The organism is Streptomyces sp. NPDC017056 (assembly GCF_044332485.1).
Taxonomy (GTDB): Bacteria; Actinomycetota; Actinomycetes; order Streptomycetales; family Streptomycetaceae; genus Streptomyces.
On sequence record NZ_JBIRPD010000001.1, the window covers coordinates 86,352 to 112,839 of the forward strand.

The window sequence follows — 26,488 nt, forward strand, 5'->3', positions numbered from 1 at the left end:
GTCGTGACGCCGGCGCCAATGAGGAGCAGCAGTCTTGCGCGAGTTCAGCCTTCCGGCCCTGTACGAGGTCCCAGCGGACGGCAACCTGACGGATCTGATCCGCCGCAATGCCGCGCAGCACCCCGATGTCGCCGTCATGGGCCGCAAGGTCGACGGGCAGTGGCAGGACGTCACGGCCGCCGTCTTCCTCGCGGAGGTACGGGCCGCCGCCAAGGGCCTGATGGCCGCCGGCATCGGCCCCGGCGACCGGGTCGGCCTGATGTCGCGCACCCGCTACGAGTGGACGCTGCTGGACTTCGCGATCTGGAGCGCCGGCGCCATCACCGTCCCGGTCTACGAGACCAGCTCCGCCGAACAGGTGCAGTGGATCCTCGGCGACTCCGGCGCGGTGGCCTGCCTGGTGGAGTCCCCCGCACAGGAGGCCGCCGTCGAGTCCGTACGGGACCGGCTGCCCGCGCTGGAGAACATCTGGCAGATCGAGCGGGACGCCATCGCGCGGCTGCGCGCGGCCGGCGCCGGCATCACCGACGAGGAGGTGGACGAGCGCAGCGCGCTCGCCGACGCCGACTCCCCCGCCACCATCGTCTACACCTCCGGCACCACCGGCCGGCCCAAGGGCTGCGTGCTCACCCACCGCAGCTTCTTCGCCGAGTGCGGCAACGTCGTCGAGCGCCTCAAGCCGCTCTTCCGCACCGGCCACTCCTCCGTGCTCCTGTTCCTCCCCGTGGCCCACGTCTTCGGCCGGCTGGTGCAGATCGCCTCCGTCATGGCGCCCATCAAGCTCGGGCACGCCCCGGACATCAAGAACCTCACCGAGGACCTCGCCTCCTTCCGCCCCACGCTGATCCTCGGCGTCCCCCGGGTCTTCGAGAAGGTCTACAACTCGGCGCGGGCCAAGGCGCAGGCCGACGGCAAGGGCAAGATCTTCGACCGGGCCGCCGACACCGCCATCGCCTACAGCCGCGCGCTGGACACCGCGGCCAAGCCCGCCCTCGGCCTGCGGCTCAAGCACAAGCTCTTCGACAAGCTGGTCTACGGCAAGCTGCGCGGCGTCCTCGGCGGCCGGGCCACCCACGCCATCTCGGGCGGCGCGCCGCTGGGCGAGCGCCTGGGCCATTTCTACCGGGGCATCGGCTTCACCGCCCTGGAGGGCTACGGCCTGACCGAGTCCTGCGCGGCCACCGCCTTCAACCCGTGGGACCGGCAGAAGATCGGTACGGTCGGCCAGCCGCTGCCCGGCTCGGTGGTCCGCATCGCCGACGACGGCGAGGTGCTGCTGCACGGCGAGCACCTGTTCACCGAGTACTGGAACAACGAGTCCGCCACCAAGGAAGCGCTCTCCGACGGCTGGTTCCACACCGGCGACCTGGGCACCCTCGACGAGGACGGCTATCTCGCGATCACCGGCCGCAAGAAGGAGATCCTGGTGACGGCGGGCGGCAAGAACGTCGCCCCGGCCGTCATCGAGGACCGCATCCGCGCGCACGCGCTGATCGCCGAGTGCATGGTCGTCGGCGACGGCCGCCCCTTCGTGGGCGCGCTGGTCACCCTCGACGAGGACTTCCTGCCCCGCTGGGCCGAGGACAACGGCCGCCCGGCCGGGCAGAGCGTCGCGGAGCTGAGCCGGGACCCGGAGCTGCTGGCCGCGGTGCAGCGGGCGGTGGACGACGGCAACGCGGCGGTCTCCAAGGCGGAGTCCGTGCGCAAGTTCCGCATCCTGCCGACCCAGTTCACGGAGGATTCGGGCCACGTGACGCCGTCGCTGAAGCTCAAGCGCAACGTGGTGGCGAAGGACTTCGCCGAGGAGATCGAGGCGATCTACCGCGCGTGACGCGCGCTACAGCAGCTCCTTGAGCCGTTCGGCCAGCAGGTCCCAGCGCCACTTCTCCTCCACCCAGGCACGCCCCCGCTCGCCCATACGGCGGCGGGCGGCCGGGTCCTTGAGGAGCGCGACGACGCGTTCGGCGGCGACCGTCGGCGAGCCGCCGGGAACGACGTACCCCGTCTCGCCGTCCAGCACGGCGTCCGGCGCGCCGCCGGAGTCGCCCGCGACCACCGGAAGGCCGGTGGCGGACGCCTCCAGGTAGACGATGCCCAGGCCCTCGACGTCCAGCCCGCCGCGCCGCGTGCGGCACGGCATCGCGAAGACGTCGCCCGCGCCGTAGTGGGCGGGCAGCTCCTCCCACGGCACGGCCCCCGTGAAGCGCACCGAGTCCGCCACGCCCTTCTCCTGGGCGAGCGCGTGCAGCTGCTTCTCGTACGGGCCGCCGCCGACGATGAGCAGCACCGCGTCCGGCACGTCGGCCAGGATGCGCGGCATCGCCTCGATCAGGGTGTCCTGGCCCTTGCGCGGCACGAGCCGGGAGACGCAGACGACGACCGGCCGCTCGGCGAGCCCGAGGCGGGCCCGCACCTCGTCGCCGCCCGAGCCGGGGTGGAAGGTCTTCTCGTCCACGCCGGGCGGCAGTTGGGTCATGCGGCCGGCGGCGGCCGGCGTCAGCGCGGCGGCGATCCGGGACCGGGTGTACTCGCCGAGATAGGTGATGGTGTCGGTGCCCTCGCCGATCCTGCGCAGCAGTTGGCGGGAGGCGGGCAGCTGCGCCCAGCCCGCCTCGTGGCCGTGGGTGGTGGCCACGATGCGGCGCGCGCCCGCCCGGCGCAGCGCCGGGGCCATCAGGCCGAGCGGCGCCGCGGCCCCGAACCACACCGAGGAGCAGCCGTGCTCGCGCAGCAGTGCGGTGGCGGTGCGGGTCACCCGGGGGGTCGGCAGCAGCATCGTCGTACGGTCCCGTACGACCGGGTACGGCTGGTCGGCGTCGAAGCGGGCGGTGGCCTCGATGCCCTCCTTGGTCCGTTTCCAGGTGGAGGCGTAGACCACGACCCGGTCCGGGTCCAGGCGCAGGGCCATGCTGTGCAGGAAGGCCTGGATGCCGCCGGGGCGGGGCGGGAAGTCGTTCGTGACGATCAGCGTCTTGTCCATTGCCCTCGCACAGTACCGGTTCGCCCGACACCCCCGGCGGGGACAGTCCCGGCACGCCCGCGGCTCGTCTACGGTCGTGACGTACCGGCGCCCGCATACGGGTGCGAACGACACGGGACGGGGTGCCGATGACCAGGTCCGGCAGTGAGCCCCGCGGCGGCGCGGCGCGCGCCCTGGCGCTGCCGGTGGCGGCGTGGGCCGCGACCCGGGCGGTGCTCCTGCTGTGCGTGTTCAAGGTGTTGCTGCTGCCCGGGCCGGACGTGACCAGCGACGTCTCGGGCATCTACCGGGGCTGGTCGGAGGTCCTGAAAGCCGGCACCTTCCCGGTGGGCGACGTGACCTGGCAGTACCCGCCCGCCGCCGCGCTCGCCGTCCTCTCCCCCGCCCTGCTGCCGTTCCTCGACTACGCCACGGCCTTCTTCCTCCTGGCCTGCGCGGCCGACGCCGCCGCCTTCGCGCTCTTCCTGTACGCGGGCCGGCGGCCCGGCAAACGGCCGGCCGGCGCCTGGGTCTGGATCGCCGGCGTCGCCCTGCTCGGCCCGACCGCGTACGCCCGGTACGACCTGATGGTGACCGCGGTGGCCGTCGCCGCCCTGTTCACCGCCGCCCGCCGCCCGCGGGTCTCCGGCGCGCTGATCGCCTTCGGCGCGCTCTTGAAGGTCTGGCCGGTACTGCTGCTGAGCGGCGCGCCGCTCCGCGGCCGCCGGGCCCGTGAACTGTGGGGCGCGGTGGCGGTCGGCGCGCTGGCCATCACGCTCGTCCTGATCGCCTGGGCCCCAGGCGGGCTGGCCTTCCTCACGTTCCAGCGCGACCGGGGCACGGAGGTGGAGTCGCTCGGCGCGCTCGTCTTCCATGCCGCCCGGCAGTTCGGCTGGGACGGGGAGGTGCTGCTGAACTACGGCTCCGTGGAGTTCGTCGGCCCGTATGTGCCGCTGGTCAGCTCCCTGTCGCTGGTCCTGACGGTGGTGGCCTTCGGATGGCTGCTGCTGTGGCGGCTGCGGGCGCGGAGGTTCACGTCCGCCACGCTCGCCGACGCCGCGTTCACCGCCGTCCTCCTCTCCGTCACCACCAGCCGGGTCATCAGCCCGCAGTACATGATCTGGCTGGTCGGCGTGGCGGCCGTGTGCATGACCGTGCGGTCGAGCCGGATGGGGCTGCCCGCCGTCCTGGTCGTGCTCGCGTCCGGCGCCACGCTCCTGGAGTTCCCCGTCTGGTTCGCGGAGGTGGTGGCCGGCGAGGGCCGCGGCATCGTCCTGCTGGCCGTACGCAACGGCCTGCTCGTGGCGGCCTCGCTGACCGCCTGCCGCCGGCTGTGGCGCTCGGCGGCGGGCCCGCCCGGTCGCGCACCGGCCGCCCGCCGCGGCGTCGCGCGTCAGTCCAGCTGCCCGGACACGTACGACCGCCACCGCCGGGTGAACTCGGTCGGCGCGAGGCCCAACTGGTCCTTCATCGCCCGGCCCGCGCTCTCCTCGCCGCCCCGTCCCGCGGCCCGGTAGAACGCGCCGAGCTTCTTCTCGCCCCAGTTGTCGGCGATCATCCGGCAGGCCAGCCAGCCGCCCTCGTAGGCGCGCGCCAGCTGTTCGGCGCTGCGGCTGAAGCGGAAGTCGCCGTCGGCCGGCAGCCGGGGCGGCGGTGTGCCCTTGGCGACCGCGCGGGCCAGTTCGGGAGCGGTGGCGGCGGGCGGCCGGCCGCTGCCCCGGTAGGCCACCCAGTCGGCGAACCCCTCGGAGAGCCAGAGGGGCGTGGTGGCGGTGGTGACCGTGCGCGTCGCGACGTGGGTGGCCTCGTGGGTCAGCACGATCTGCCGGCCGGTGCCGGACAGTTCGCCGTACGCCTCGGGGTTGACGATGACCCGGTCGGCGGGCGCCGCCGGCGCCGTGCCCGCCTCGCCGGTGGTGACCGCGGCTATGCCCCGGTAGCCGGCGGAGTCGGTGGCGTCCAGCAGCTCCGCCATCCGGTCCAGCGACTGCGGCGCCTCGACGACCACCCGCCCGGCCCACTTCCCCGGCCACGCCTTGCCGACGGCGGGCACGGCCGCGTCGGTGCGCTCCGCCAGCTCGCGCAGCGCGGCGGTGCCGCGGCCCACGCCCAGGACGAGGCTGTAGCGGCCCCTGACGACCTGCACCGGGCCCTGGTCCCACAGTTGGCGGGCGCTGCGCCGGCCCTCCGCCGCGCCGTCCGTGTCCGAAACGATCCGCCAGCGCCCGCCGCGGTCGGTGAGCGTCAGGTACTGGACGGCGGTGACCGGCGCGGTGTCGTACCCGGCGAGCCGGTAGCGCAGCCGCACCTCGGCGGCGACCCGGCGGCCTTCCGCGCCCGCGACCGCCGGCAGGCCGAACGCGTCGGTCTTCACCAGCTCGTACGTCCAGGAGGCCAGCGGCACGTGCCCGAGGTTGGCGAACAGCTCCCGCTGCCGCGTGCGGTAAGCGACGGCGTGCGGGTCGACCGAGGCGAGGAAGGCCCCGGAGTCCCGGTCGCGTACGGCCGCCGCGCGCTGGTCGAGCATCCGCTGGATGCCCGGCGGCGGAGCCGGCTCGCCGGGCCGGCCGCATCCAGCCGACAGCGACAGCAGCACCGGCGGCAAGGCCGCGCACAGCGCCCTCCTGATCCGCCGGGCCGCCCGCCGCTGTGCCCGGTGACCTCTCACGTGGCTGATCGTATGCACCGCCCGCGCGGTACGGGTAGCGGTCAGGGTCGGGTTACGGTCGAGATCGGCATCATGCCCACGGGGTCGGAACGCACCCGCGCGCCGGGATACGGCGCGTGCACGACCTGTCCGTTGCCCACGTACATACCGACATGACTGGCATCGTCCCGGTAGATGACCAGGTCCCCCGGCTTGGCCTGACTGACCTGAACGTGCTGCCCCGCGCCGCGCTGGGCTTGCGAAGTGCGCGGAATGGCGACTCCGGCTCGCGCGTACGCCCACTGCATCAGCCCGGAGCAGTCGAACGAGGAGGGGCCCGACTGCCCCCAGGAGTACGGGGACCCGATCGCCGCGCGGACCGCCTGCACGGCGGCCCCGGCCCGGCCGGAGGCCGCCGGCGCCGCCGTCCCCGCCGGGCCGGGCAGGGAGCGCCCGGTGCTGCGGTTCGCCCGGTCGAAGGCCGCCCGGTCCTGCCCCGGCAGCGAGTTCAGCAGGCGCTGCGCCGCGGCCAGCTTGTGTTCGACGTCCTTCTTGTGGTGCACGACGTCCCGCCGGCTCGCCTCCAGGGCCGCCAGCTTCCCGGCCGCCTCCTTGCGCTCCTGCTCCAGCCCGCGCTGGGAGCCCTGGAGTTCGCGCAGCTGCCCGGCCTGGCTGCCCTGTACGCGGTCGAGTGCGGTGGCCTTGTCGAGGTAGTCCGCCGGGTTCTCGGAGAGCATCAGTTTCAGGGCCGGGTCCAGGCCGCCGGAGCGGTACTGGGCGGAGGCGATGGCGCCGAGCCGCGCGCGCAGCCGGTTGACGTGCTCCTGGCCGCGGGCCACCCGGTCCTGGAGCGCCGACACCTCGGTACGCAGCTTCCGCGCCCGCTCGGTCGCCCCGTTGTACTCCTCGGTGGCCTTCTCGGCCTGCTCGTAGAGGGCGTCGATACGCGCGGTGACATCGGCGGGCGCGGGCCGCGGCGCGGCCTGCACCGCTCCGGCGGACAGCGCGGCCGCGGCGGTGACCGCGGCGGCCGACAGGACGGTGGCCCTGGTCGCGCCGCCGACCAGGCCGGACTGCGAGACACGGCGGTGGGACGCCACTTGAAGCCGCACTCCCTTCCGTGCAGCCCCTGCCGCCCGGGACGGGCGGTCGGTGACCGGCGGCTGCGAGGGCAGACAGTAACGGCGCCGGTGGCCGGCGGCCAAAGACCCGCAACGCCCGCCGCCGGTAGGGAAAAAGCCGCCCCGCCGGTGACTGCGCAGGTCACCGGCGGGGCGGGAAGTCAGCGGCGCACACCGCAATTCGCCCGATCGGGCGGCATGTCCGGACGGCTCACGTCATCGTACGAACCGACCCCGGACGGGTCAGTGCACGTCAGACCCGGACGCCGAACTGGAAGGGCATGTTGTTGATCGACTCGTAGCGCACGGACGCGCCCGGCTTCGGCGCGTGCAGCACCTGGCCGTTGCCCGCGTACAGGCCGATGTGGTGCAGGTCGCCGTAGAAGAGCACCAGGTCGCCCGGCTTCAACGCGCTCTGCGAGCCGATCCGGGTACCGGCGTTGGCCTGCGCCTGCGAGGTGCGCGGCAGCGACTGGCCGGCCTGCTGGTACGCCCAGGAGGTCAGCCCCGAGCAGTCGAAGGAGGAGGGGCCGGTGGCGCCCCACACGTACGGCGAGCCGATCTTGGAGGCGGCCGCGGACAGGGCGGCGGCGCCGCGCTGCGAGGCCGGGACGTCGTTGCCCAGGTCGGGACGCTCGTTGCCGCGGCTGGAGCGGTTCTTCTTCTGCTCCTCCTGCTGGAGCTCCTGCTTCTCCTTGGCGGTCAGCGTGTTGAGCAGCTCCTGCGCCTTGGCGAGCTTGCCCTTGATCTCGTCCTTCTTGTCACCCAGCGCCTGGCGGGTCTCCGAGAGGTCCTTGATCTTGGCGGAGGCTTCCGCCCGCTCCTGGGCGAGCTGCCGCTGCTTGTCCGCGATGGTCTTCAGCTGCTCGGCCTGCTTGCCGCTCAACTGGTCCAGGGTCGCGGCCTTGTCGAGGTAGGTGTCCGGGTCGCCGGAGAGGAACAGCTGCACGGAGGGGTCGATGCTGCCGCTGCGGTACTGGCCGGAGGCGACCGCGCCGAGGCCCTTGCGGAGCTGGTTCAGCTCGCCCTGGCCGCGGGCGACCTTGTCCTGGAGGGCGTCGACCTCCTTCTGGAGCTTCTCCTGGTCCTCCTTGGCCCCGTTGTACTTCTCGGTGGCCTGCTCCGCCTGCTCGTAGAGCTTGTCGACCTCGGACTTGACGTCTTCCTTCTTCGGCTTCGGGTCGGCGTGGGCGGCCTGGGACGAGAGGGCGACGGCCGCTGCCGCGGTCGCGGTGAGTACGGTCACACGCGCGCGGCTCGGCTGCTTGGGTCGACGGTGGGACGCCACGGAGGCGAGCTCCTTCTTCCTTCAGCCGCCTACCGGGCGTGGGGGGTACGGGACCCCGGCTCCGCGCGTGAACACCGCGGACTCGGCGGTTCCTTCACTGTTCATCCCGGTTGGATGATCAACTGCATGAAGGGTTGAGGCCCGACCTTAGTAACCGAGTTGTGATCGCTTCAAATCCTCACCGGAAAAAACTGCCGGATGCTCCTCATCCTTTACCAACATCACACACGCAGTAACGGCCACTTGACACTCAGATACGAACTCCAGGCATAACCCACCTCGTTGATGGGTACACCTTTACCTTCACCCCGCGCGCCGCACGGGCCACCCGGGCCCCCTCAGGACCGCTCAGGTCCGGGCAAGTCGCTTGAGGAGCAGAGCCGATGCCACCGGCCGCGCACCGGCCTTGGCCACACCGTCGGCCACCTCCCGGTCCGTGGAGACCACCACCACCGGACGGCCCGGCGGCTCGGCCCGTACGAGCTGGCGGATCAGCTCGTCGGCCGTCACACCCGGCTTGCTGAACAGGACCCTTACCCCGCGCGGCGGCGCGAGCAGCACCGGCGCCGCCAGTTCGGCACCGTCGAAGACACACGTCATCTCCGCGCCGGTCTGGGCGGCGAGCACCGCGAGACCGCCCAGCAGCCGCAGCCGCTGCTTGTCCAACGGCATCGTGGGATAACCGGTCTTGGTGACGTTGTAGCCGTCCACCACCAGGTGGGCCTGCGGCAGCGCCAGCAGTTGGTCCAGCAGCGCCGGGTCGGTCTCCGACAGCGCGCGGGTGGCGATGTCCTTGGGCGTCATCTTGCCCGGCGCCACCGCGTCCACGGTGTCCGCAGGGTGCGTATCGGCGGGCGGCAGCGCCAGTTCCCGGCGCAGCCCCTGGGCCGCGTCCAGCACGGTGTCCAGCAGCAGCCGCAGCCGCATGTCCTCGACGCTGCGACCCTCGCGCGTGGCGCGGCGGCTGGCCTCCAACGACGACTCTGCCTCCGCGACGCGGGCCTTGAGGCGGCGCACCTCGCTGTCCGCCGCGGTCTTCTCCTGCGCGGCGGCGGCCCGTACGGACTCCGTCTCGGCCACGGCCTTGCGCACCGCCGCCTCGCCCCGCTTCACGTCACTGAGAGCGCTGCGCAGCTTGCGCTGCAAGGACTCGTTCTCCTTGCGCAGCGCCTCCAGGTCGCCGCGGACCCGCTCGGCCTCGGCGCGCGCCTGCCCGCGGGCCTGCGCCAGTTCCTCGCGCAGCGCGGCCAGCTCGCGTTCGGCCTCCTCGCCGGCCTGCTCGGCGCGGGCGCGCTGCGCCTCCTCGCCGGCCGCCGCGACCAGCTTGACCCAGCCCTCGGGGCGCAGCACATAGGCCGCCGCCGCGACGTCCAGCGGGTCGGCGGCGGCGGGCGGGGTGCCGTTGTCCAGCGCTTCGGCCAGTTCCGGCTGGGCCTCGCGGAGCCGGCCCGCGATCCGCTGCCTGAACACCGCGTCGTTCTCCAGCGCGGCGGCCATCGCGTTGCCCGCGAACTTGGCCCGGCGGCTGGGGGTGAACCGGGCGTACTGCCGCAGGGGCGGCGGGAGTTCGGCGACCGTCAGGCCGCCGAAGGACTCCGCGGTCAGCGCCACGACACGGCGCCGCACGCCCTCGGGCAACGGGCGGTCGAGCACCTCGTCCGCCTCGGCCGTACCGGCCTCGGCGTCGTGCTCCGCCCCCGCAGGCCCTTCTGGACGCTCCACCACTGCTGCATCGCTCCGATCTCAGGCGCTCGCGCCCGGCCGGTCGACCAGCTCGATCTGGTCGACCGCGTTGCACCAGCGGCAGCGCACGGACTCGATGCTCTCACTGAGCACCTCGCGTTCCTCCACCTTCGGTTCTCCGGCGAGGTCGAGGTGCAGGTACTCCACGACCTCCGACCGGCGCGTCACGTCGAAGCGCGTCAGATTGCCACACAGCGTGCAGCGCCACCGGGTCCCGTCCGTCGGCAGGGGAACAGCCATGGTGTCGTCCTCTTTCGTCACGCTCGGGCGAGCGGGGCTCGTGCTGTCGTTCGGGGTTTCACGCGGTGCGCCGTCGGACTGCGGAAGTACGCGGGGTACTGCCCGTTACCCTACGGCCTGACGCCCTCGCGGTGCGGCCCCGCCCGGGAGGCGGGACGCGGCGAGGCACTCTGTCCCGATTGCCCCCATTGCGCCATGATCACTTCATGACGGCCCCGCCCCTGGTCCCCCGGACGCCCCGCGCCCGCTCGGCGCTGACCGTGTTCTCCCGCATGACGAACGTGCTGATCGCCGTGTGCTGCGTGGTCTTCGTCGTCGGCCCCGCCTCCGGCCTCAACGGCATATACGGGACCGGCGACGCCGTCGTGCAGGCACAGACCGCGTACTTCGAACGGTGGGGCGTCATCCCGCGCGACCTGTGGAGCGGCTCGCCGCGCGCGCTGCTCACCCCGCTGACCGCCCTGTTCGTGCACGGCAGCTGGCTGCACCTGCTGGGCAACGTGCTCTTCCTGTACGTCTTCGGCGGCATGGCCGAGAGCCGCATGGGCCGGCTGTCCTTCACCGTCTTCTACGTCGTCACCGGCTACCTGGCGCTGATGGGCTACGCGGCCGCGCACGCCTCCTCGGGACAGACCCTGGTCGGCGCCTCCGGGGCGATCTCCGGGGTGCTGGGCGCGTTCCTGTACCTCTTTCCCAAAGCGCGGGTCACCAGCCTCTACCCGTTCCTCTTCTTCTTGCCGCTGCGCTTCCCCGCCTGGATCGTGCTGCTGTTCTGGTTCGTCCTCCAGTGGCTGGCCGCGCAGCGCAGCCCCGACACCCCGGGCGTGGCCTACCTCGCCCATGTCGTGGGCTTCGCGGCGGGCTTCGTGTACGCCTGGGTGCGCTACCGGGCGAGCCCCGCTCCGCCCGAGGGAACCGCCGCGGCCCCCGGTAGTGTGGAGTCCGCCGGAACGGCGAAGCAGCAGGCGACCGAGGGAGAGAGCCAGCCGTGATCACTTCGATCGTGCTCATCAAGACCAGCGTGGACCAGATCCCGGAGATCGCCGAGAAGATCGCCGCGCTGGAGGGCGTCAGCGAGGTCTACTCGGTCACCGGCGCCCACGACCTGATCGCGATGGTGCGGGTGGCCGAGCACGACGACCTGGCGGACGTCATCCCCGGCCGGATCAGCAAGGTGCCGGGCGTGTCCTCCACCGAGACGCACATCGCGTTCCGTACGTACTCCCAGCACGACCTGGAAGCGGCCTTCGCGATCGGCCTGGACGCCTGACCCGGGCCGCCTCCGCGTACGGCACCCGCGCCGCGGCGCCCGGACAGCGGAGCGCCGCGGCGGGGCGGTCCGTGAGCTACCCGGCGGCCGCGGTGTCCGGCACGCAGCGGCCGTCCTCGGTGCGGTAGCTCCACCGCGCGCCGTCCGTGACCAGCTCCTTGACGGCCCGCACGAAGCGGTCCACGTGCTCGTCGGGCGTGCCGGCGCCGAAGCTCACCCGGATGGCGTTCAGCGACTGCTCCCCCGGCGCCCCCTCCGGCGCGCCGCACTCCCCCGGGGCCTGGGACCCGGCGCCCAGCAGGGTCCGTACGAGGGGGTGCGCGCAGAACAGCCCGTCGCGCACGCCGATGCCGTACTCCGCCGAGAGCGCCGCCGCGAAGTGCGAGCTGTTCCAGCCCGCGACGACGAAGGACAGCACGCCCACGCGCGGCGCGTCGTCCCCGAACAGCGACAGCACGGTCACCTCGGGCACCTCGGCGAGGCCCGCGCGTACCCGCTCGACCAGCTGCTGTTCCCTGGCGACCAGGCTCTCGAAGCCCGCCTCGGTCAGCGCCTTGCAGGCGGCGGCGATGGCGTAGACGCCGATGACGTTGGGCGAACCGGCCTCGTGGCGGGCGGCGGTGGTGTGCCAGTCGACGTCCACCCCGCCGTCGACGCGGCGCGCGACCGTACGGCTGGCGCCGCCGCCCGCGAGGTACGGCTCCGCCGCCTGGAGCCAGTCCGCGCGCCCGGCCAGCACGCCCGCCCCGAAGGGCGCGTACAGCTTGTGGCCGGAGAAGGCGACCCAGTCCACGTCCAGCTCCGCGAGGTCGACCGGGTGGTGCGGGGCGAGCTGGGCGGCGTCCAGGACGATCCGCGCGCCGTGCGCGTGCGCCGCGGCGGCCAGCTCCCGTACGGGCCACAGCTCACCGGTCACATTGGAGGCACCGGTCACGCAGACCAGGGCGTTGCCGCTCCGCTGCGCTCCGCCTCCGCTCTTCTCGAAGCCCTCGGAAGCGGAGCCCGGCTCGCGCTCGGCCAGTGCCCGTTCCAGCGTGTCCACCGCCTGCTGCGGGGTGCGGGGAGCATCGAGGTACGTCACCTCGATGTCCGCGCGCTGCTCCCAGGGCAGCAGCGAGGCGTGGTGCTCGGTCTCGAAGACGAACACCCGTGTGTGTGCGGGCAGCACGGCGGCCAGCAGGTTAAGCGAGTCGGTGGTAGAGCGGGTGAAGACCACCTGGTCTCCCTCCCTGCATCCGAGGAAGCGGGCAACCTCCGCGCGGCTGTTCTCGAACAGGTCGGTGGACAGCTGCGAGAGGTAGCCGGCGCCGCGGTGCACGCTGCCGTAGTACGGGGCGTACGCGGCCACGTCGTCCCAGACGCGCTGGAGCGCCGGGGCGCTGGCGGCGATGTCCAGCGCCGCGTACTCGACCTCGCCGCCGGTGACGAGCGGGACCAGGACGTCGCGCCCCAGCACGGGCAGCGGGGCGCAGACGGCGGCATCGGTGGCGGAATCGGTGGCGGCAGGGGTGGCAGCGGCGGAAACAGGCATGGCGAACTCCCGTGAAGGCAGGGCGACTTCGCTGCGGGGCGCACACGCCGAAGCGGGGCCGGACCGGCAGCGGTGAAAGAAAAAAGGGGTGCGGAAAACGGGGCCGAACGGCCCTAACGCATTCGCTGATTCACGGGAGATCTCCCTCAAGGACCAGGATCCCTGGCACGAGGGATCCGCGCTTGCCGCAGACCTCGCTGCCTGCGGCCTGGTCATCACCCGGGGCACCCCGCCACGGACGGAGGGTTGCCGGACAGCGGGCCGGGGCCTGTGTCGCTGTCACTCGTGACCTGGGCAGCATCATGCCACACGATCGGACAGGCGCAAGGCCCGGTCCGCATCCCGGACCGGGCCCCGCGTCACACCACCGCGCTCAGGCGTTGCTGGCCGCCACCCACCGCTCCAGTGCCCGGCGGGCCGCGCCGGAGTCGACGGACTCGGCGGCCTTCGCGATGCCCGCCGCGATCTGCTCGGTCAGGGGCGCGTCCGTCGGCTCCAGGGCGACCAGCGCCGCCGCGGAGTTCAGCAGGACCGCGTCGCGTACGGGGCCCGGCTCGCCGCCCAGCAGGCGGCGCGCCACATCCGCGTTGTACGAGGCGTCGGCGCCGCGCAGCGCCTCCACGGGCACCAGGCCGATGCCCACGTCGCGCGGGTCGAAGGTCTCCTCGCGGACGTCGCCGTCCCGTACGACCCACACCTTGGACGTGGCGGTGGTGGTCAGTTCGTCCAGGCCGTCGTCGCCGCGGAAGACCAGGGCGGAGGAGCCGCGCTCGGCCAGCACCCCGGCCAGGATGGGCGCCATCCGCGCGTCGGCCACACCGGTGGCCTGGGCCCGTACCTTCGCCGGGTTGGTCAGCGGGCCCAGCACGTTGAAGGTCGTACGGATGCCCAGTTCGCGCCGCGCGGGCGCCACGTGCCGCAGCGAGGGGTGGAACTTGACCGCGAAGCAGAAGGTGATCCCGGCCTCCTCGGCGACCTCGACGACCCGGCGCGGGGTCAGGTCCAGGTTCACGCCCAGCTTCTCCAGCACGTCGGACGCGCCGCTGGCCGACGAGGCGGCGCGGTTGCCGTGTTTGACGACCTTCGCGCCGGTGCCGGCCACCACGACCGAGGACATCGTGGAGATGTTGACGGTCTTGGCGCCGTCGCCGCCGGTGCCGACGATGTCCACGCTCGGGCCCGGCACCTCGATGAGGTTGGCGTGCGCGTACATCGCCCGTACCAGTCCCGAGATCTCCGCCACGGTCTCGCCCTTGGCCCGCAGCGCCACCGCGAACCCGGCGATCTGCGCGTCGGTGGCCTGGCCGCGCATGATGCGGTCCATCGCCCACGCGGTGTCGTCGGCGCCCAGGTCGCGGCCCTGGAGGAGGGCTTCCAGCACGCCCGGCCAGGTGCGGGCCGCCACGCTGTCGCCGCCGTTCGGGGTCGCAACGTTCATGGTCCACACTCCTGGATTCGTCTCCTGCTGGTGCCGAAACCCTATCCGGCGGCCCGGCACGCCGGAGGGCCCCGTCCAGTTCCTGGAAGGGGCCCTCTGGGTGGCGTACTTACGCGGTGGTACTGCCGTGCGTCACACGGCGGGGATCAGTGGTGGCCGTGGCCGCTGGTGATCTCCTTGTACTCCTCCGGGGTCGGCTTCGGGATGACGTTGTCCTCGCCGTAGTAGCCCTTGGAGAGCTTGGCGCGGAGCTTGGTCGTCCGCTTGACCTTCCGCTCGACACCGTTCTCGTCGACCTCCGGGCCGATCTCGAACGGCTTGGGCTGCTCGTGCTGGGTGAGCGTGTGCAGCTGCTCCTGGTTGAGCGGCTCGTGCACCTCGATGAACTCACCGTGCGGCAGGCGCTTGATGATGCCGGACTCGCGTCCGTGCAGCACCTTGTCGCGGTCGCGGCGCTGGAGGCCCAGGCAGATCCGCTTGGTGACGATGAAGGCGAGCACCGGCCCGACGAAGAAGCCGATCCGGACGAACCAGGTCAGCGAGTTCAGCGACAGGTGGAAGTGCGTGGCCCACAGGTCGTTGCCGCCGCCGATCAGCATGATGAGGTAGGCGGTCAGCCAGGCCACACCGAAGCCGGTACGGGTCGGCGCGTTGCGCGGGCGGTCCAGGATGTGGTGCTCGCGCTTGTCGCCGGTGACCCAGGACTCGACGAACGGGTAGACCGCGATCGCGACCAGCACCAGCGGGAAGATGATGATCGGGATCAGCACACCGAAGTTGATGGTGTGGCCCCAGATGTCCCACTCCCAGCCGGGCATCACACGGACCAGACCCTCGGCGAAGCCCATGTACCAGTCGGGCTGGGCGCCGGTGGACACCTGGTCGGGCCGGTACGGGCCGATGGCCCACACCGGGTTGATGCTGGCGACCGCCGCGATCACCGAGATCACGCCGAAGACCAGGAAGAAGAAGCCTCCGGCCTTGGCCATGTAGACCGGCAGCAGCGGCATGCCGACGACGTTCTTGTTGGTCTTGCCGGCACCCGGGAACTGCGTGTGCTTGTGGTAGAAGACCAGGATCAGGTGCGCCACCAGCAGACCCAGCATGATGCCGGGCAGCAGCAGGACGTGCACCGTGAAGAACCTCGGGATGATGTCGTGCCCCGGGAATTCCCCGCCGAAGATGAACATCTGGAGGTACGAGCCGACCAGCGGCATCGCCAGGATGACGCCCTCGATGAAGCGGACGCCGGTGCCGGAGAGCAGGTCGTCCGGCAGGGAGTAGCCGGTGAAGCCGGTGAACATGCCCAGCACCAGCAGCAGGAAGCCGAACAGCCAGTTGACCTCGCGCGGCTTGCGGAAGGCGCCGGTGAAGAACACCCGCATCATGTGCACCATCATGCCGCCCAGGAAGACCAGGGCCGCCCAGTGGTGGATCTGCCGGATGAGCAGACCGCCGCGCACGTCGAAGCTGATGTCCAGCGTCGACTCGAACGCCTGCGTCATCCGGATCCCGTGCATGGGCACGTACGAGCCGTGGTAGGTCACCTCGGCCATGCTCGGGTGGAAGAACAGCGTCAGGTAGACGCCGGTCAGGATGATGATGATGAAGCTGTAGAGGCAGATCTCGCCCAGCATGAAGGACCAGTGGTCCGGGAAGATCTTGCGCATGTTGGCCTTGGCGAGGCTGTAGATGCCCAGCCGGCCGTCCGCCCAGTCGGCGATCCGCTCGCCCCGCGGCGCCTGGCCGCGGCGCGTGGTGGTCGCGCTCGTCTCGTTACTCATCCGCGCTCCCAGAAGCTCGGGCCGACGGGCTCCGCGAAGTCGCTGACGGCTTCGAGGAAGCCGTCCTTGACCGTGATGTGCAGCTGCGGCAGGGCGTGCCCGGCAGGGCCGAAGATGACGCGTCCGCCGTCGGCCAGGTCGAAGGTCGACTGGTGGCAGGGGCACAGCACGTGGTGCGTCTGCTGCTCGTACAGGCTGATCGGGCAGCCCACGTGGGTGCAGATCTTCGAGTACGCGACGATGCCCTCGTGCGACCAGTCCAGTTCCTGCTTGTCCTTGATGTTCTGCGGCTGGATCCGCACGAGCATCAGGGCGTCCTTGGCGATCTTCTGGTTGAACTCGTGGTCGTCCTCCTCCAGGCCCTCGGGCTTGGCGAAGGTCAGCGAGCCGACCGCGATGTCCTCGGGACGCAGCGGGAGGTTGGTGGACTGGTTGACCAGGCGGATGCCCTTCTTCCAGCCGGTCGAACGCAGCTTCTTCTCGGGCAGCGGGCCGAGGTCGCGCAGCAGCACGACACCGGAGAGCGGCACCAGGGCCAGCGCGCCGAACATGGTGTTGCGGACCAGCTTGCGGCGGCCGATCGCGGATTCCTTCGCGCCCTGGCGGAAGTCCTCCATGACCTTGGCCTTGACCTCGGGGGCCGCCTCGATCGGGTGCCGGTCGTCCGCGACCTCCTCGTCCGACATCAGCGTGCGGGCCCAGTGGACCGCGCCGGCGCCGATGCAGAAGAGCGCCACACCGAGCGTCAGGCCGAGCCAGAAGTTCAGCGAGCTGACGTGGCCGAACGGCCAGATGTAGGTGATCTCGTCGACCGGGAAGATCACGTAGGCGGCGATGAAGCCGACCGTCGCGAGCATCGACAGGGTGAAGAGAAAGGCGACCGCGCGCTCGGAGCGCTTGGCGGCCCGCTCGTCGATGTCCTGGATGCGGGGCTCGTGGGGCGGCAGCCCCGGGTCGGCGAAGGGGTTGTCCGCCGGCTCGACCGCACCGCCGTGAGCCGTGTCCCGCTCACTGGGGAGGTTCTTTTCTGGCACGTCTTCGTGTCGTCCAGTCTCACTCATGACTTCTTGGCCTTCGTAGTCCGGGCTGCGACCCAGACGGCGACCGCGATCAGCGCGCCCAGGCCGGCGATCCAACCGAAGAGGCCCTCACTGACCGGGCCGAGACCGCCCAGGCCCAGACCACCGGGGCTGGGGGTGTCGTCGCTGTTGACGGCGCCGAGGTAGGACACGATGTCCTTCTTGTTCTGCGGGGACAGCGAACCGTCACCGAAGGAAGGCATGTTCTGCGGGCCGGTCTCCATGGCCTCGTAGATGTGCTTCGGGTCCACGCCTTCGAGCGTCGGTGCGAACTTGCCGTTGGTCAGGGCGCCGCCCTTACCGGTGAAGTTGTGGCACTGCGCGCAGTTCGTACGGAACAGCTCACCGCCCTTGGCGATGTCCGCGCCGTCCTTGCTGTACTGCTCCTTGCCCGGCACGTTGGGACCGGCACCCAGCGACGCGACGTACGCCGCGAGCTGGTCGATCTCGGCCTGGCTGTAGATGTTCTTCTTCCGCGGTACCTGGGCGCCGGGCTGCTGCGCCGGCATCCGGCCGGTACCGACCTGGAAGTCGACGGCGGCGGCGCCCACGCCGACCAGGCTCGGGCCGTCGGAGGTGCCCTGACCGCCGGTGCCGTGGCAGCTGGCGCAGCCGACGGCGAAAATCTTCTTGCCCTCCTTGATGGCAAGAGACTGGGCGGTGTCATCGGCCTGGGCCTTGTCCGCAGGCGCGAACGCGGCGTACAGCCCCCCAGTGACCGCCAGCGCGAAGAGTAGGACGACGAGCGCCGCCAGCGGATGGCGCCGTCGTGCGGAGAGCTTTTTCACGGATTACCCCGGTGTCAGGATCTTCTGCGTCGATGCTTTGGCTATGTCTGTCTGAAGCGCGGTTCCGGTGCGGGACCGGTCAGCGGATCAGGTAGATCGTGGCGAAGAGGCCGATCCAGACGACATCGACGAAGTGCCAGTAGTAGGACACGACGATGGCCGCGGTGGCCTGTTCGTGGGTGAACCTCTTGGCCGCGTATGTCCTGCCCAGGACCAACAGGAAGGCGATGAGACCGCCCGTCACGTGCAGGCCGTGGAAGCCGGTGGTCAGGTAGAACACCGAGCCGTACGGGCCGGACGAGAGCGAGAGGCCCTCGTGCTTGACCAGATCGGTGTACTCGAAGACCTGACCGCCGATGAAGATCGCACCCATGATGAAGGTGATCACGAACCAGGTCCGGAGCTTCTTGACATCGCCACGCTCTGCGGCGAACACACCGAGCTGGCAGGTCAGAGAGCTGAGCACCAGGATCGTCGTGTTCGTCGCGGAGAACGGAAGATTCAGCGCATCGGCGGATTCCTTCCAATACTCGGTCCCGGTCACCGATCGGAGGGTGAAGTACATCGCGAAGAGGGCCGCGAAGAACATCAGCTCGGAACTCAGCCAGATGATGGTTCCGACGCTGGTGAGGTTCGGCCGATTGACCGACGGGTGCGCGTGCCCGGTTTCTACTGTCGTTGCTGTCGCCACGACCGACATTATGTCGGTCGCTTATCCCGCCCTCACCCCGGGGGGTGCCGTTCGGTGTGTCAAGGGCGTATGCCCTGCTCGTACGGCCCACTGCGGCAGTCGCCCGAAGGGAGGACCCGGGGCCCGCCATACGGCCCCGCGCCGCCGCTCCGACCAGTCCTGACGGGGCGTCGGGCGGATCTTTGATCGCGCCGAACCCTCCTGCGCGCCGCCGCCCGGGCAGTAGCATCCGCGCTGGGGCCACCGCCCGGCCGCGGCCGGGTGACGTCCCGCCCGAAGCTGTTCTGCTGCGATGCGTGGAGGAACGATGCAGGCGACTGCCACGGTGCTGGTCTACAGCGACAACGCCGACACCCGCGAGCAGGTACGGCTCGCGACGGGCCGCCGGCCTGCCGCGGACGTGCCCCCGGTCGAGATCGTGGAGTGCGCGACCCTGCCCGCCGTGCTGGAGGCCCTGGAGCGGGGCGGGATCGACGTGTGCGTGCTGGACGGCGAGACGGCGCCCGCCGGCGGCATGGGCGTGTGCCGGCAGATCAAGGACGAGATCTTCGACTGCCCGCCGGTGCTGCTGCTCATCGGCCGCCCGCAGGACGCGTGGCTGGCCACGTGGAGCCGCGCGGACGCCGCTGTGACGCACCCTGTGGACCCGGTGGCCTTCACGGACGCCCTGGCCGGGCTGCTGCGCCGCAGGCTCCTCACGGGGGCCTGAGCGGCCGTCTGAGGGGCCTCCTGAGCGGCCCTCAGGCTTGCGGGCGCAGCCGGGCGGCATTCTCGGGTCCCGGCCGCTGCTCCTGCTCGCCTGTGGTGCTGGGCTTGTTCTTGTCCAGCGCGCTGCCCTCGCGCCACTGCTTCCACGGCATGTTCCAGTCGCCGAAGCCGTTGTCGAAGGGCGTCATGGTCTCGCCGCCGCTGTTGACGACCTTGACCAGGTCGCCGACGCGCACCGTGTCGAAGAACCACTTGGCGTTCTCCGTGGACATGCCGGTGCAGCCGTGGCTGACGTTGGCGGCGCCCTGCGATCCCACTGACCAGGGCGCCGCGTGCACGTATTCACCGCTCCAGGTCACCCGGGTGGCCCAGTAGACCGGCAGGTCGTAGGAGTCCGAGCTGCCCGAGGGGATGCCGATGGTGTCGCCCCGCATCCGGACGAAGCCCTCCTTGCCCAGGACGACCTTGGTGCCGTTGCGGGTGGAGTAGCCGGGCTTGCCGGTGGTGACGGGGATGGTGTTGATCTCCGCGCCGTTGCGGGTGACCGTCATGGTGTGCGCGGACGCGTCGGTGACGGCCTCCACCCGGTCCGCCGTACGGAACTTGACGGGCTTGGCCGGGCCCCCGTAGAGCGCGCCGTCGATCTTGAGGCCCTCCAGGTTGCTGCGTACGTCGACGGCGGCGTGCGTGGGCCAGTACTCGCGCGGCCGGAAGTGCAGCGACTTGCTGTCGACCCAGTGCCAGGCGCCCTCGACGCGCGGGGTGGACTCGACCTTCAGCGCGCCCTCCACGATCGCGCGCGCCTTGGGGTCCTTGACCGGCTTGCTCAGCGCGGCCGTGACGGGCTGCCCGACCCCGTACGTGCCGTTCTCGGGCCCGAAGGTGACCCGCAGCCGGTCGCCCGCGTCCTTGGTGTCGATCCGGAGGATCTTGCGGCCCGGCTCGCCGTCCTCGTCCTCGGTGCTCACCCGGACCGTGTAGCGGGTGCCGGCGGCCAGCGGCACGGTGGTGCGCCACTGCCTGCCGTCGGCGGTCAGTTCGCCCCTGATGTAGCGGCCCGAGGCGTCGGTGGCGGTCACGTCCGTGATCCGGGCCTCGTCACCGGTGGTGGTGACCTCCAGCGGCTTGTCCGGGTCCGCCTTCTCGCCGTCGCCCGGGGCGTTGGCCGAGATCTGCCCGGCGGCGTCGTACGGCGTCGCCGAGAGCGGGTCCGACGACGAGCCGCCGCAGGCGGTGGCGCCCGCCCCCAGGGGCGCCAGCAGCAGGGCGCAGCTCAGCGCCGTCCGGGACCGTGGTCTGTGGCTCATGACCCCAAAATATGAAGGTTCATCAGGCGCGGCGCGCTGGAGGACTGCAAACGGGCGGGCCCGGACACCTGGTGAGGTGCCCGGGCCCGCCCGGTGTGCAGGGACCGCGTTACTGCGTGCGGTTCTCGCCGCGGTAGTACTCGAAGACCCAGCCGAACAGGCCGATCAGGATGACCGGGGCCGAGAAGTAGAGCAGCCACCAGCCGAAGACGACGCCCAGGAAGGCGAGCGCGCCGCCGATGCCCAGGGACAGCGGCTGCCAGCTGTGCGGGCTGAAGAAGCCCAGCTCGCCGGCGTCGTCGGAGACCTCGGCCTCGTCGTTGTCCTGCGCTCCGGCGTCCACCCGGCGAGCCGTGAAGGCCAGGTAGTAGCCGATCATGATGCACAGGCCGAAGGCGAGGAACAGCGCGGTGGTGCCCGCCGGCTCCTTCGACCAGACGCCATAGACGATCGCCATGGCGAGGACGAAGACGGAGAGCCAGATGAACATCTTGCCCTGGATCTTCACTTGCCGACCTCCTTGCCGCCGAACAGCGCCGTGTCCTTCTGGCCCTCGTTCTCGATGGCCTCCATCGCGGCGATCTCAGGGTGGTGCAGGTCGAACGCCGGGGATTCGGACCGGATGCGCGGCAGCGTGAGGAAGTTGTGCCGCGGCGGCGGGCAGGAGGTCGCCCACTCCAGCGAGCGGCCGTAGCCCCACGGGTCGTCGACCTCGACCTTCTTGCCGTACTTGGCCGTCTTCCAGACGTTGTACATGAACGGCAGCATCGACAGGCCGAGCAGGAACGAGGCGATCGTCGAGATCGTGTTCAGCGTGGTGAAGCCGTCGGCGTACAGGTAGTCCGCGTAGCGGCGCGGCATGCCCTCGGCGCCCAGCCAGTGCTGGACGAGGAAGGTGCCGTGGAAGCCGACGAACAGCGTCCAGAACGTGATCTTGCCGAGTCGCTCGTCCAGCATCTTGCCGGTGAACTTGGGCCACCAGAAGTGGAAGCCCGCGAACATCGCGAAGACGACGGTGCCGAAGATGACGTAGTGGAAGTGCGCCACGACGAAGTACGAGTCCGAGACGTGGAAGTCCATCGGCGGCGACGCCAGGATGACGCCGGTCAGACCACCGAAGGTGAAGGTGATCAGGAAGCCGACCGCCCACAGCATCGGAGTCTCGAAGGACAGCGAGCCCTTCCACATCGTGCCGATCCAGTTGAAGAACTTCACACCGGTCGGTACCGCGATGAGGAATGTCATGAACGAGAAGAACGGTAGGAGTACCCCGCCCGTCACGTACATGTGGTGCGCCCACACCGTCACCGAAAGACCCGCGATCGAAATCGTCGCCGCGATCAGACCGATGTAACCGAACATCGGCTTCCGGGAAAAGACCGGAATGACCTCGGAAATGATGCCGAAGAACGGCAGCGCGATGATGTAGACCTCGGGGTGCCCGAAGAACCAGAACAGGTGCTGCCAGAGCAATGCCCCGCCATTGGCCGCATCGAATACATGCGCCCCGAATTTACGGTCCGCCTCCAGGGCGAACAGCGCGGCGGCCAGGACCGGGAAGGCCAGCAGGACCAGCACACCGGTCAGCAGGACGTTCCAGGTGAAGATCGGCATGCGGAACATCGTCATGCCGGGGGCGCGCATGCAGATGATCGTGGTGATGAAGTTGACCGAACCGAGGATCGTGCCGAAGCCGGAGAAGGCCAGACCCATGATCCACATGTCCGCGCCCACGCCGGGCGAACGCACCGCGTCCGACAGCGGCGAGTAGGCGAACCAGCCGAAGTCCGCCGCACCCTGCGGGGTGAGGAAGCCGGCCACCGCGATCAGCGAGCCGAAGAGGTACAGCCAGTAGGCGAACATGTTCAGCCGCGGGAACGCCACGTCGGGCGCGCCGATCTGCAGCGGCATGATCCAGTTCGCGAAACCGGAGAACAGCGGCGTCGCGAACATCAGCAGCATGATCGTGCCGTGCATCGTGAACGCCTGGTTGAACTGCTCGTTCGACATGATCTGCGTGCCGGGACGAGCGAGCTCGGCGCGCATCAGCAGCGCCATCAGTCCGCCGATGCAGAAGAACGCGAACGACGTGACCAGGTACAGCGTGCCGATGGTCTTGTGGTCAGTGGTCGTCAGCCAGCTCACCACGACGGAGCCGGGAGACTTTTTACGTGCTGGCGGTGCTGCCGGAGCCGTTGCGGCGGCGGCACCCTGAGGTTCGTTGAGGATGCTCACTTGTTGTTGGTCTCCGCGTTCCTGGCGTGATCCGTCTGCTTGATGCCCGACGGCAGGTAACCGGTCTGGCCCTTCTTCGCCAGGTCCTTAAGGTGCTCCCGGTACTGCTCGGGGGAGACGACCTTGACGTTGAAAAGCATCCGGGAGTGGTCGACGCCGCAGAGCTCGGCGCACTTGCCCATGAAGGTGCCCTCCTTGTTGGGGGTCACCTCGAAGACGTTGGTGTGGCCGGGGATCACGTCCTGCTTCATCAGGAACGGCACCACCCAGAACGAGTGGATGACATCACGCGACGTCAGGACGAACTGGACGGTCTCGCCCTTGGGCAGCCACAGGGTCGGGCCCGGGTTGCCGGTGTCCGGATTCCGCGTGCCCGGAATGCCCTCGTCGTACACGCCATCGGCGCCGGCGGGGACGTTCTTCTTCCACTTGTCCGGGATCGCGTCGAGTTCCTTGGAGTCGATGTTCGTGGTGTCGGCCTTGCCGTCCACGTTCTCCAGGTAGTTGAACGCCCAGCTCCACTGGAAGCCCACCACGTTGATGACGTGGTCGGGCTTCTTCGAAGTCTTGAGGAGTTCGCTCTCATCGCGCGCGGTGAAGTAGAAGAGCACCGCGATGATGATGAACGGAACGATGGTGTACAACGCCTCGATGGGCATGTTGTACCGCGTCTGTGCGGGGACCTCCACCTTGGTCCGGCTGCGGCGGTGGAAGATCCAGCTCCAGATGATCAGGCCCCACACCAGCACGCCCACTGCAAGGGCGGCGGCCCAGGAGCCCTGCCAAAGGGAGAGGATCCGCGGCGCCTCTTCAGTAGCCGGATTGGGCATGCCGAGGTTGGGAAAGTCCTTGTATGTGCAACCGGTCGAGGTTGCCAGGACCAGTCCCGCAGCCAGCACCTGCGGCAGCTTCCGCCGCATCGGGCGCCGCGACGAGCGGTCGGAGCCGTTGGGACTCACGTAGCGCCTTCCCGAGAGTCTCGCCCGCGAGACCGGCTGCGGCCGTCTCGCTGGTCGGTCGCCGGCCCTGGCACGGGCAGGGGTTTGGATGTTTATGCGGACCAAACCCTACTGGACGCTATTTGGGGTCGCGCGGGGAGGGTGCCCAACGCGCCGCACCGCTCCCCGAAGGGGTGGCTGCGGCATCCGGGGGACGGCCCCCCGGCGGCGGAATGCCGGGCTCCGCCGGTCATCTGACGCCGCGCCCGGCACCCGGATGCGAACGCGCTAGCGTCGGGGGCGTGTCCTACTTCGACGCCGCCTCGGCCGCTCCCCTGCACCCGGTCGCCCGTGAGGCCCTGCTCGCCTCCCTCGACGAGGGCTGGGCCGACCCGGCCCGCCCCTACCGGGAAGGCCGCCGCGCCCGGCTGCTGCTGGACGCCGCGCGGGAGGCCGCGGCGGAGGCCGTGGGCTGCCGCCCCGACGAACTCGTTTTCACTCCATCGGGGACGCAGGCGGTGCATTCGGCGATCTCCGGCACGCTCGCGGCGCGTCGGCGTGTCGGCCGCCGTCTGGTCCACTCGGCGGTGGAGCACTCCTCCGTACTGCACGCCGCCGCGGTCCACGAGGCGGCCGGCGGGTCGGTGTCCGAGGTGGGCGTGGACCGTACGGGCCGGGTGGCCGCGGCGGACTTCGCCGCCGCGCTGCATCCCGGCACCGCGCTGGCGGCGCTCCAGTCCGCCAATCACGAGGTGGGCACCGAGCAGCCGGTGGCGGAGGCCGCCGACGCCTGCCGGGCGGCGGACGTGCCGCTGCTGGTGGACGCCGCCCAGTCGCTCGCCTGGGGGCCCGTCGGCGGCGCCTGGTCGCTGCTGACGGGCAGCGCCCACAAGTGGGGCGGCCCGCCGGGCGTGGGGCTGCTGGTGGTCCGCAAGGGCACCCGGTTCGCGCCGCAGGGCCCGCTGGACGAGCGCGAGTCGGGCCGTGTGCCGGGCTTCGGGAACATCCCGGCGGTGGTCGCCGCGGCGGCGTCGCTGCGCGCCGTACGGGCGGAGGCGGCGGCCGAGGCGGTACGGCTACGGGGCCTGGTGGACCGCGTCCGGGCGCGGGTGGCCGCGTCGGTGCCCGACACGGAGGTCGTCGGCGACCCGGTGAACCGCCTCCCCCACCTGGTCACCTTCTCGTGTCTCTATGTCGACGGGGAGACCCTGCTGCACGAGCTGGACCGCGCGGGGTTCTCCGTCTCCTCCGGGTCCTCCTGCACCTCCAGCACCCTCACACCGAGCCATGTGCTGCGGGCGATGGGCGTGCTCTCGGAGGGCAACGTGCGGGTGTCGCTGCCGCCGGGCACCGCGGAGGCCGACGTCGACCGTTTCCTGGCGGTCCTCCCGGAGGCGGTCCGCTCCGTACGGGAGAAGCTGGGCGCCCCGGCCGCCGGGGTCGCCCCCTCCCCCGCCGCGGAACACGTCGTCGACGCGCTGGGCAAGCGGTGCCCGGTGCCGGTGATCGAGCTGGCGAAGGTGATCGGGGACGTGCCGGTGGGCGCCACGCTGACCGTCCTGGCGGACGACGAGGCGGCGCGGCTGGACATCCCGGCGTGGTGCGGGATGCGGGGCCAGGAGTACGTGGGCGAGCGGGCGGCGGAGCGGGGCACCGCGTACGTCGTGCGGCGCCTCGTGTGACCGCCGGTCACGGCCCGTGGCGCGGCGCCCCCGGCGGGCCGCCGCGCCACGGGGACCGGGTCAGGCCAGGTGGGCCCGGACGTCCTCGGCGGCCTCGTGGCCGTACGCCTTGGTGAAGCGGTCCAGGAAGTGGCTGCGGTGCAGCTCGTACTCCTGCGTGCCGACGGTCTCGATGACCAGGGTCGCCAGCATGCAGCCGACCTGGGCCGCGCGCTCCAGGCCGACATTCCAGGCGAGGCCGGACAGGAAGCCGGCGCGGAAGGCGTCGCCGACGCCGGTCGGGTCGGCCTTGGTCTTCTCCTCGGCCGTGCCCACCACGATGTCCGGCTCGCCGGCCCGCTGGATGCGGACGCCGTCGGCGCCCAGCGTCGTGACGCGGGTGCCGACCTTGCCGAGGATCTCCTCCGCGGTCCAGCCGGTCTTGTTCTCGATGAGGCTGGCCTCGTACTCGTTGTTGAACAGGTAGGCGGCGCCGTCCATCAGGGTGCGGATGCCCTCGCCGTCCATCCGGGCGATCTGCTGGGAGAAGTCGGCCGCGAAGGGGATGCCGCGGGTACGGCACTCCTCGGTGTGGCGGACCATGGCCTCCGGGTCGTCCGCGCCGATCAGGACGAGGTCCAGGCCGCCGACGCGCTCGGCGACGGAGTGCAGCTCGATCAGCCGCGCCTCGCTCATCGCGCCGGTGTAGAAGGAGCCGAGCTGGTTGTGGTCGGCGTCGGTGGTGCACACGAAGCGCGCCGTGTGCTTGACCTCGGAGATGCGGACCGAGCGGGTGTCCACGCCGTGCCGGTCGAGCCAGGCGCGGTACTCCTCGAAGTCGTTGCCCGCGGCGCCGACCAGGATCGGCGAGGTGCCCAGCTGGCCCATGCCGAAGCAGATGTTGGGGCCCACGCCCCCGCGCCGTACGTCGAGTTCGTCGACCAGGAAGGAGAGGGAGATCGTGTGCAACTGGTCGGCGACCAGCTGGTCGGCGAAGCGGCCGGGGAAGGTCATCAGGTGGTCGGTGGCGATGGAGCCGGTGACTGCGATACGCACGACG

General features: G+C 71.1%; 22 protein-coding genes, 1 pseudogene and 1 riboswitch. Of the genes and pseudogenes, 6 read left to right on the top strand and 17 right to left on the bottom strand.

What is annotated here, in order from left to right:
- Positions 1 to 34: 34 nt before the first annotated feature.
- Complete coding sequence (locus ACH4OW_RS00375) at positions 35 to 1,831, top strand: AMP-dependent synthetase/ligase (RefSeq protein WP_360137555.1); 1,797 nt, start codon at positions 35 to 37, stop codon at positions 1,829 to 1,831.
- Between the two features lie 6 nt (positions 1,832 to 1,837).
- On the opposite strand, the gene ACH4OW_RS00380 is transcribed toward ACH4OW_RS00375, so the two are convergent.
- Positions 1,838 to 2,980 carry a glycosyltransferase family 4 protein gene (locus ACH4OW_RS00380; RefSeq protein WP_360137552.1) on the bottom strand — a complete coding sequence of 381 codons (1,143 nt, stop codon included), beginning with the start codon at positions 2,978 to 2,980 and terminating at the stop codon, positions 1,838 to 1,840.
- A 128-nt stretch (positions 2,981 to 3,108) separates the two neighbouring features.
- Between ACH4OW_RS00380 and ACH4OW_RS00385 the strand changes: the two are divergent.
- Positions 3,109 to 4,356 (top strand): annotated as a pseudogene (locus tag ACH4OW_RS00385) (glycosyltransferase 87 family protein); the annotation flags it as partial.
- On the opposite strand, the gene ACH4OW_RS00390 reads toward ACH4OW_RS00385, so the two are convergent.
- The 5 genes from ACH4OW_RS00390 to ACH4OW_RS00410 form a co-directional block, all read right to left on the bottom strand.
- Positions 4,353 to 5,627: a hypothetical protein gene (locus ACH4OW_RS00390; protein ID WP_398023782.1), complete on the bottom strand. Its 1,275-nt coding sequence runs from the start codon at positions 5,625 to 5,627 to the stop codon at positions 4,353 to 4,355. The pseudogene ACH4OW_RS00385 and the gene ACH4OW_RS00390 sit on opposite strands and share 4 nt — an antisense overlap.
- A 41-nt stretch (positions 5,628 to 5,668) precedes the next feature.
- On the bottom strand, positions 5,669 to 6,706 hold the full coding sequence (locus tag ACH4OW_RS00395; protein ID WP_360137546.1) for an NlpC/P60 family protein: 1,038 nt from the start codon (positions 6,704 to 6,706) through the stop codon (positions 5,669 to 5,671).
- Between the two features lie 274 nt (positions 6,707 to 6,980).
- Positions 6,981 to 8,015 carry an NlpC/P60 family protein gene (locus ACH4OW_RS00400; RefSeq protein WP_360137543.1) on the bottom strand — a complete coding sequence of 345 codons (1,035 nt, stop codon included), beginning with the start codon at positions 8,013 to 8,015 and terminating at the stop codon, positions 6,981 to 6,983.
- Between the two features lie 348 nt (positions 8,016 to 8,363).
- A complete protein-coding gene (locus ACH4OW_RS00405; protein WP_398024418.1) occupies positions 8,364 to 9,737 on the bottom strand; it encodes an NYN domain-containing protein in 1,374 nt (457 codons plus the stop codon).
- A 21-nt stretch (positions 9,738 to 9,758) separates the two neighbouring features.
- Positions 9,759 to 9,998, bottom strand: a complete 240-nt coding sequence (locus ACH4OW_RS00410) for a hypothetical protein (RefSeq protein ID WP_031004082.1) — start codon at positions 9,996 to 9,998, stop codon at positions 9,759 to 9,761.
- A 272-nt stretch (positions 9,999 to 10,270) separates the two neighbouring features.
- On the opposite strand from ACH4OW_RS00410, the gene ACH4OW_RS00415 reads away from it, so the two are divergent.
- A complete protein-coding gene (locus tag ACH4OW_RS00415) occupies positions 10,271 to 10,990 on the top strand; it encodes a rhomboid family intramembrane serine protease (RefSeq protein WP_360137638.1) in 720 nt (239 codons plus the stop codon).
- Positions 10,987 to 11,268, top strand: coding sequence for an Lrp/AsnC ligand binding domain-containing protein (locus ACH4OW_RS00420; protein WP_360137537.1), 282 nt, complete (start codon positions 10,987 to 10,989; stop codon positions 11,266 to 11,268). The genes ACH4OW_RS00415 and ACH4OW_RS00420 overlap by 4 nt, the downstream gene beginning before the upstream one ends.
- 76 nt (positions 11,269 to 11,344) lie before the next feature.
- Here ACH4OW_RS00420 and ACH4OW_RS00425 read toward each other — a convergent pair whose 3' ends face one another.
- The 6 genes from ACH4OW_RS00425 to ACH4OW_RS00450 form a co-directional block, all read right to left on the bottom strand.
- Complete coding sequence (locus tag ACH4OW_RS00425; protein WP_398023785.1) at positions 11,345 to 12,799, bottom strand: aminotransferase class V-fold PLP-dependent enzyme; 1,455 nt, start codon at positions 12,797 to 12,799, stop codon at positions 11,345 to 11,347.
- Between the two features lie 173 nt (positions 12,800 to 12,972).
- Positions 12,973 to 13,090, bottom strand: a riboswitch (SAM riboswitch).
- A gap of 82 nt (positions 13,091 to 13,172) precedes the next feature.
- Positions 13,173 to 14,237: an anthranilate phosphoribosyltransferase gene (trpD, locus tag ACH4OW_RS00430; RefSeq protein WP_398023787.1), complete on the bottom strand. Its 1,065-nt coding sequence runs from the start codon at positions 14,235 to 14,237 to the stop codon at positions 13,173 to 13,175.
- A 146-nt stretch (positions 14,238 to 14,383) separates the two neighbouring features.
- Entirely contained in the window at positions 14,384 to 16,021 is a 1,638-nt protein-coding gene (locus ACH4OW_RS00435) for a ubiquinol-cytochrome c reductase cytochrome b subunit (protein WP_360137528.1), read from the bottom strand.
- Positions 16,018 to 17,082 carry a Rieske 2Fe-2S domain-containing protein gene (locus tag ACH4OW_RS00440; protein WP_360137525.1) on the bottom strand — a complete coding sequence of 355 codons (1,065 nt, stop codon included), beginning with the start codon at positions 17,080 to 17,082 and terminating at the stop codon, positions 16,018 to 16,020. The genes ACH4OW_RS00435 and ACH4OW_RS00440 overlap by 4 nt, the downstream gene beginning before the upstream one ends.
- On the bottom strand, positions 17,079 to 17,888 hold the full coding sequence (locus tag ACH4OW_RS00445; protein WP_360137522.1) for a c-type cytochrome: 810 nt from the start codon (positions 17,886 to 17,888) through the stop codon (positions 17,079 to 17,081). The genes ACH4OW_RS00440 and ACH4OW_RS00445 overlap by 4 nt, the downstream gene beginning before the upstream one ends.
- A 79-nt stretch (positions 17,889 to 17,967) precedes the next feature.
- Positions 17,968 to 18,588 carry a heme-copper oxidase subunit III gene (locus ACH4OW_RS00450; RefSeq protein ID WP_360137519.1) on the bottom strand — a complete coding sequence of 207 codons (621 nt, stop codon included), beginning with the start codon at positions 18,586 to 18,588 and terminating at the stop codon, positions 17,968 to 17,970.
- Between the two features lie 298 nt (positions 18,589 to 18,886).
- On the opposite strand from ACH4OW_RS00450, the gene ACH4OW_RS00455 reads away from it, so the two are divergent.
- On the top strand, positions 18,887 to 19,288 hold the full coding sequence (locus ACH4OW_RS00455) for a hypothetical protein (protein ID WP_360137516.1): 402 nt from the start codon (positions 18,887 to 18,889) through the stop codon (positions 19,286 to 19,288).
- Positions 19,289 to 19,319: 31 nt separating this feature from the next.
- Here ACH4OW_RS00455 and ACH4OW_RS00460 read toward each other — a convergent pair whose 3' ends face one another.
- From ACH4OW_RS00460 to coxB, 4 genes are all read right to left on the bottom strand, one after another.
- Positions 19,320 to 20,594, bottom strand: a complete 1,275-nt coding sequence (locus ACH4OW_RS00460) for an Ig-like domain-containing protein (RefSeq protein WP_360137513.1) — start codon at positions 20,592 to 20,594, stop codon at positions 19,320 to 19,322.
- 109 nt (positions 20,595 to 20,703) lie between these two features.
- Positions 20,704 to 21,102, bottom strand: coding sequence for a cytochrome c oxidase subunit 4 (locus ACH4OW_RS00465; protein WP_360137510.1), 399 nt, complete (start codon positions 21,100 to 21,102; stop codon positions 20,704 to 20,706).
- Entirely contained in the window at positions 21,099 to 22,829 is a 1,731-nt protein-coding gene (gene ctaD, locus ACH4OW_RS00470; protein ID WP_360137507.1) for a cytochrome c oxidase subunit I, read from the bottom strand. The genes ACH4OW_RS00465 and ctaD overlap by 4 nt, the downstream gene beginning before the upstream one ends.
- Positions 22,826 to 23,788: a cytochrome c oxidase subunit II gene (coxB, locus tag ACH4OW_RS00475; RefSeq protein WP_360137504.1), complete on the bottom strand. Its 963-nt coding sequence runs from the start codon at positions 23,786 to 23,788 to the stop codon at positions 22,826 to 22,828. Before coxB ends, ctaD begins: the two co-directional genes overlap by 4 nt.
- A gap of 281 nt (positions 23,789 to 24,069) precedes the next feature.
- On the opposite strand from coxB, the gene ACH4OW_RS00480 reads away from it, so the two are divergent.
- Positions 24,070 to 25,449 carry a cysteine desulfurase/sulfurtransferase TusA family protein gene (locus tag ACH4OW_RS00480; RefSeq protein ID WP_398023790.1) on the top strand — a complete coding sequence of 460 codons (1,380 nt, stop codon included), beginning with the start codon at positions 24,070 to 24,072 and terminating at the stop codon, positions 25,447 to 25,449.
- Between the two features lie 60 nt (positions 25,450 to 25,509).
- Here ACH4OW_RS00480 and ACH4OW_RS00485 read toward each other — a convergent pair whose 3' ends face one another.
- Complete coding sequence (locus tag ACH4OW_RS00485) at positions 25,510 to 26,484, bottom strand: carbohydrate kinase family protein (RefSeq protein ID WP_398023792.1); 975 nt, start codon at positions 26,482 to 26,484, stop codon at positions 25,510 to 25,512.
- Positions 26,485 to 26,488: the final 4 nt, after the last annotated feature.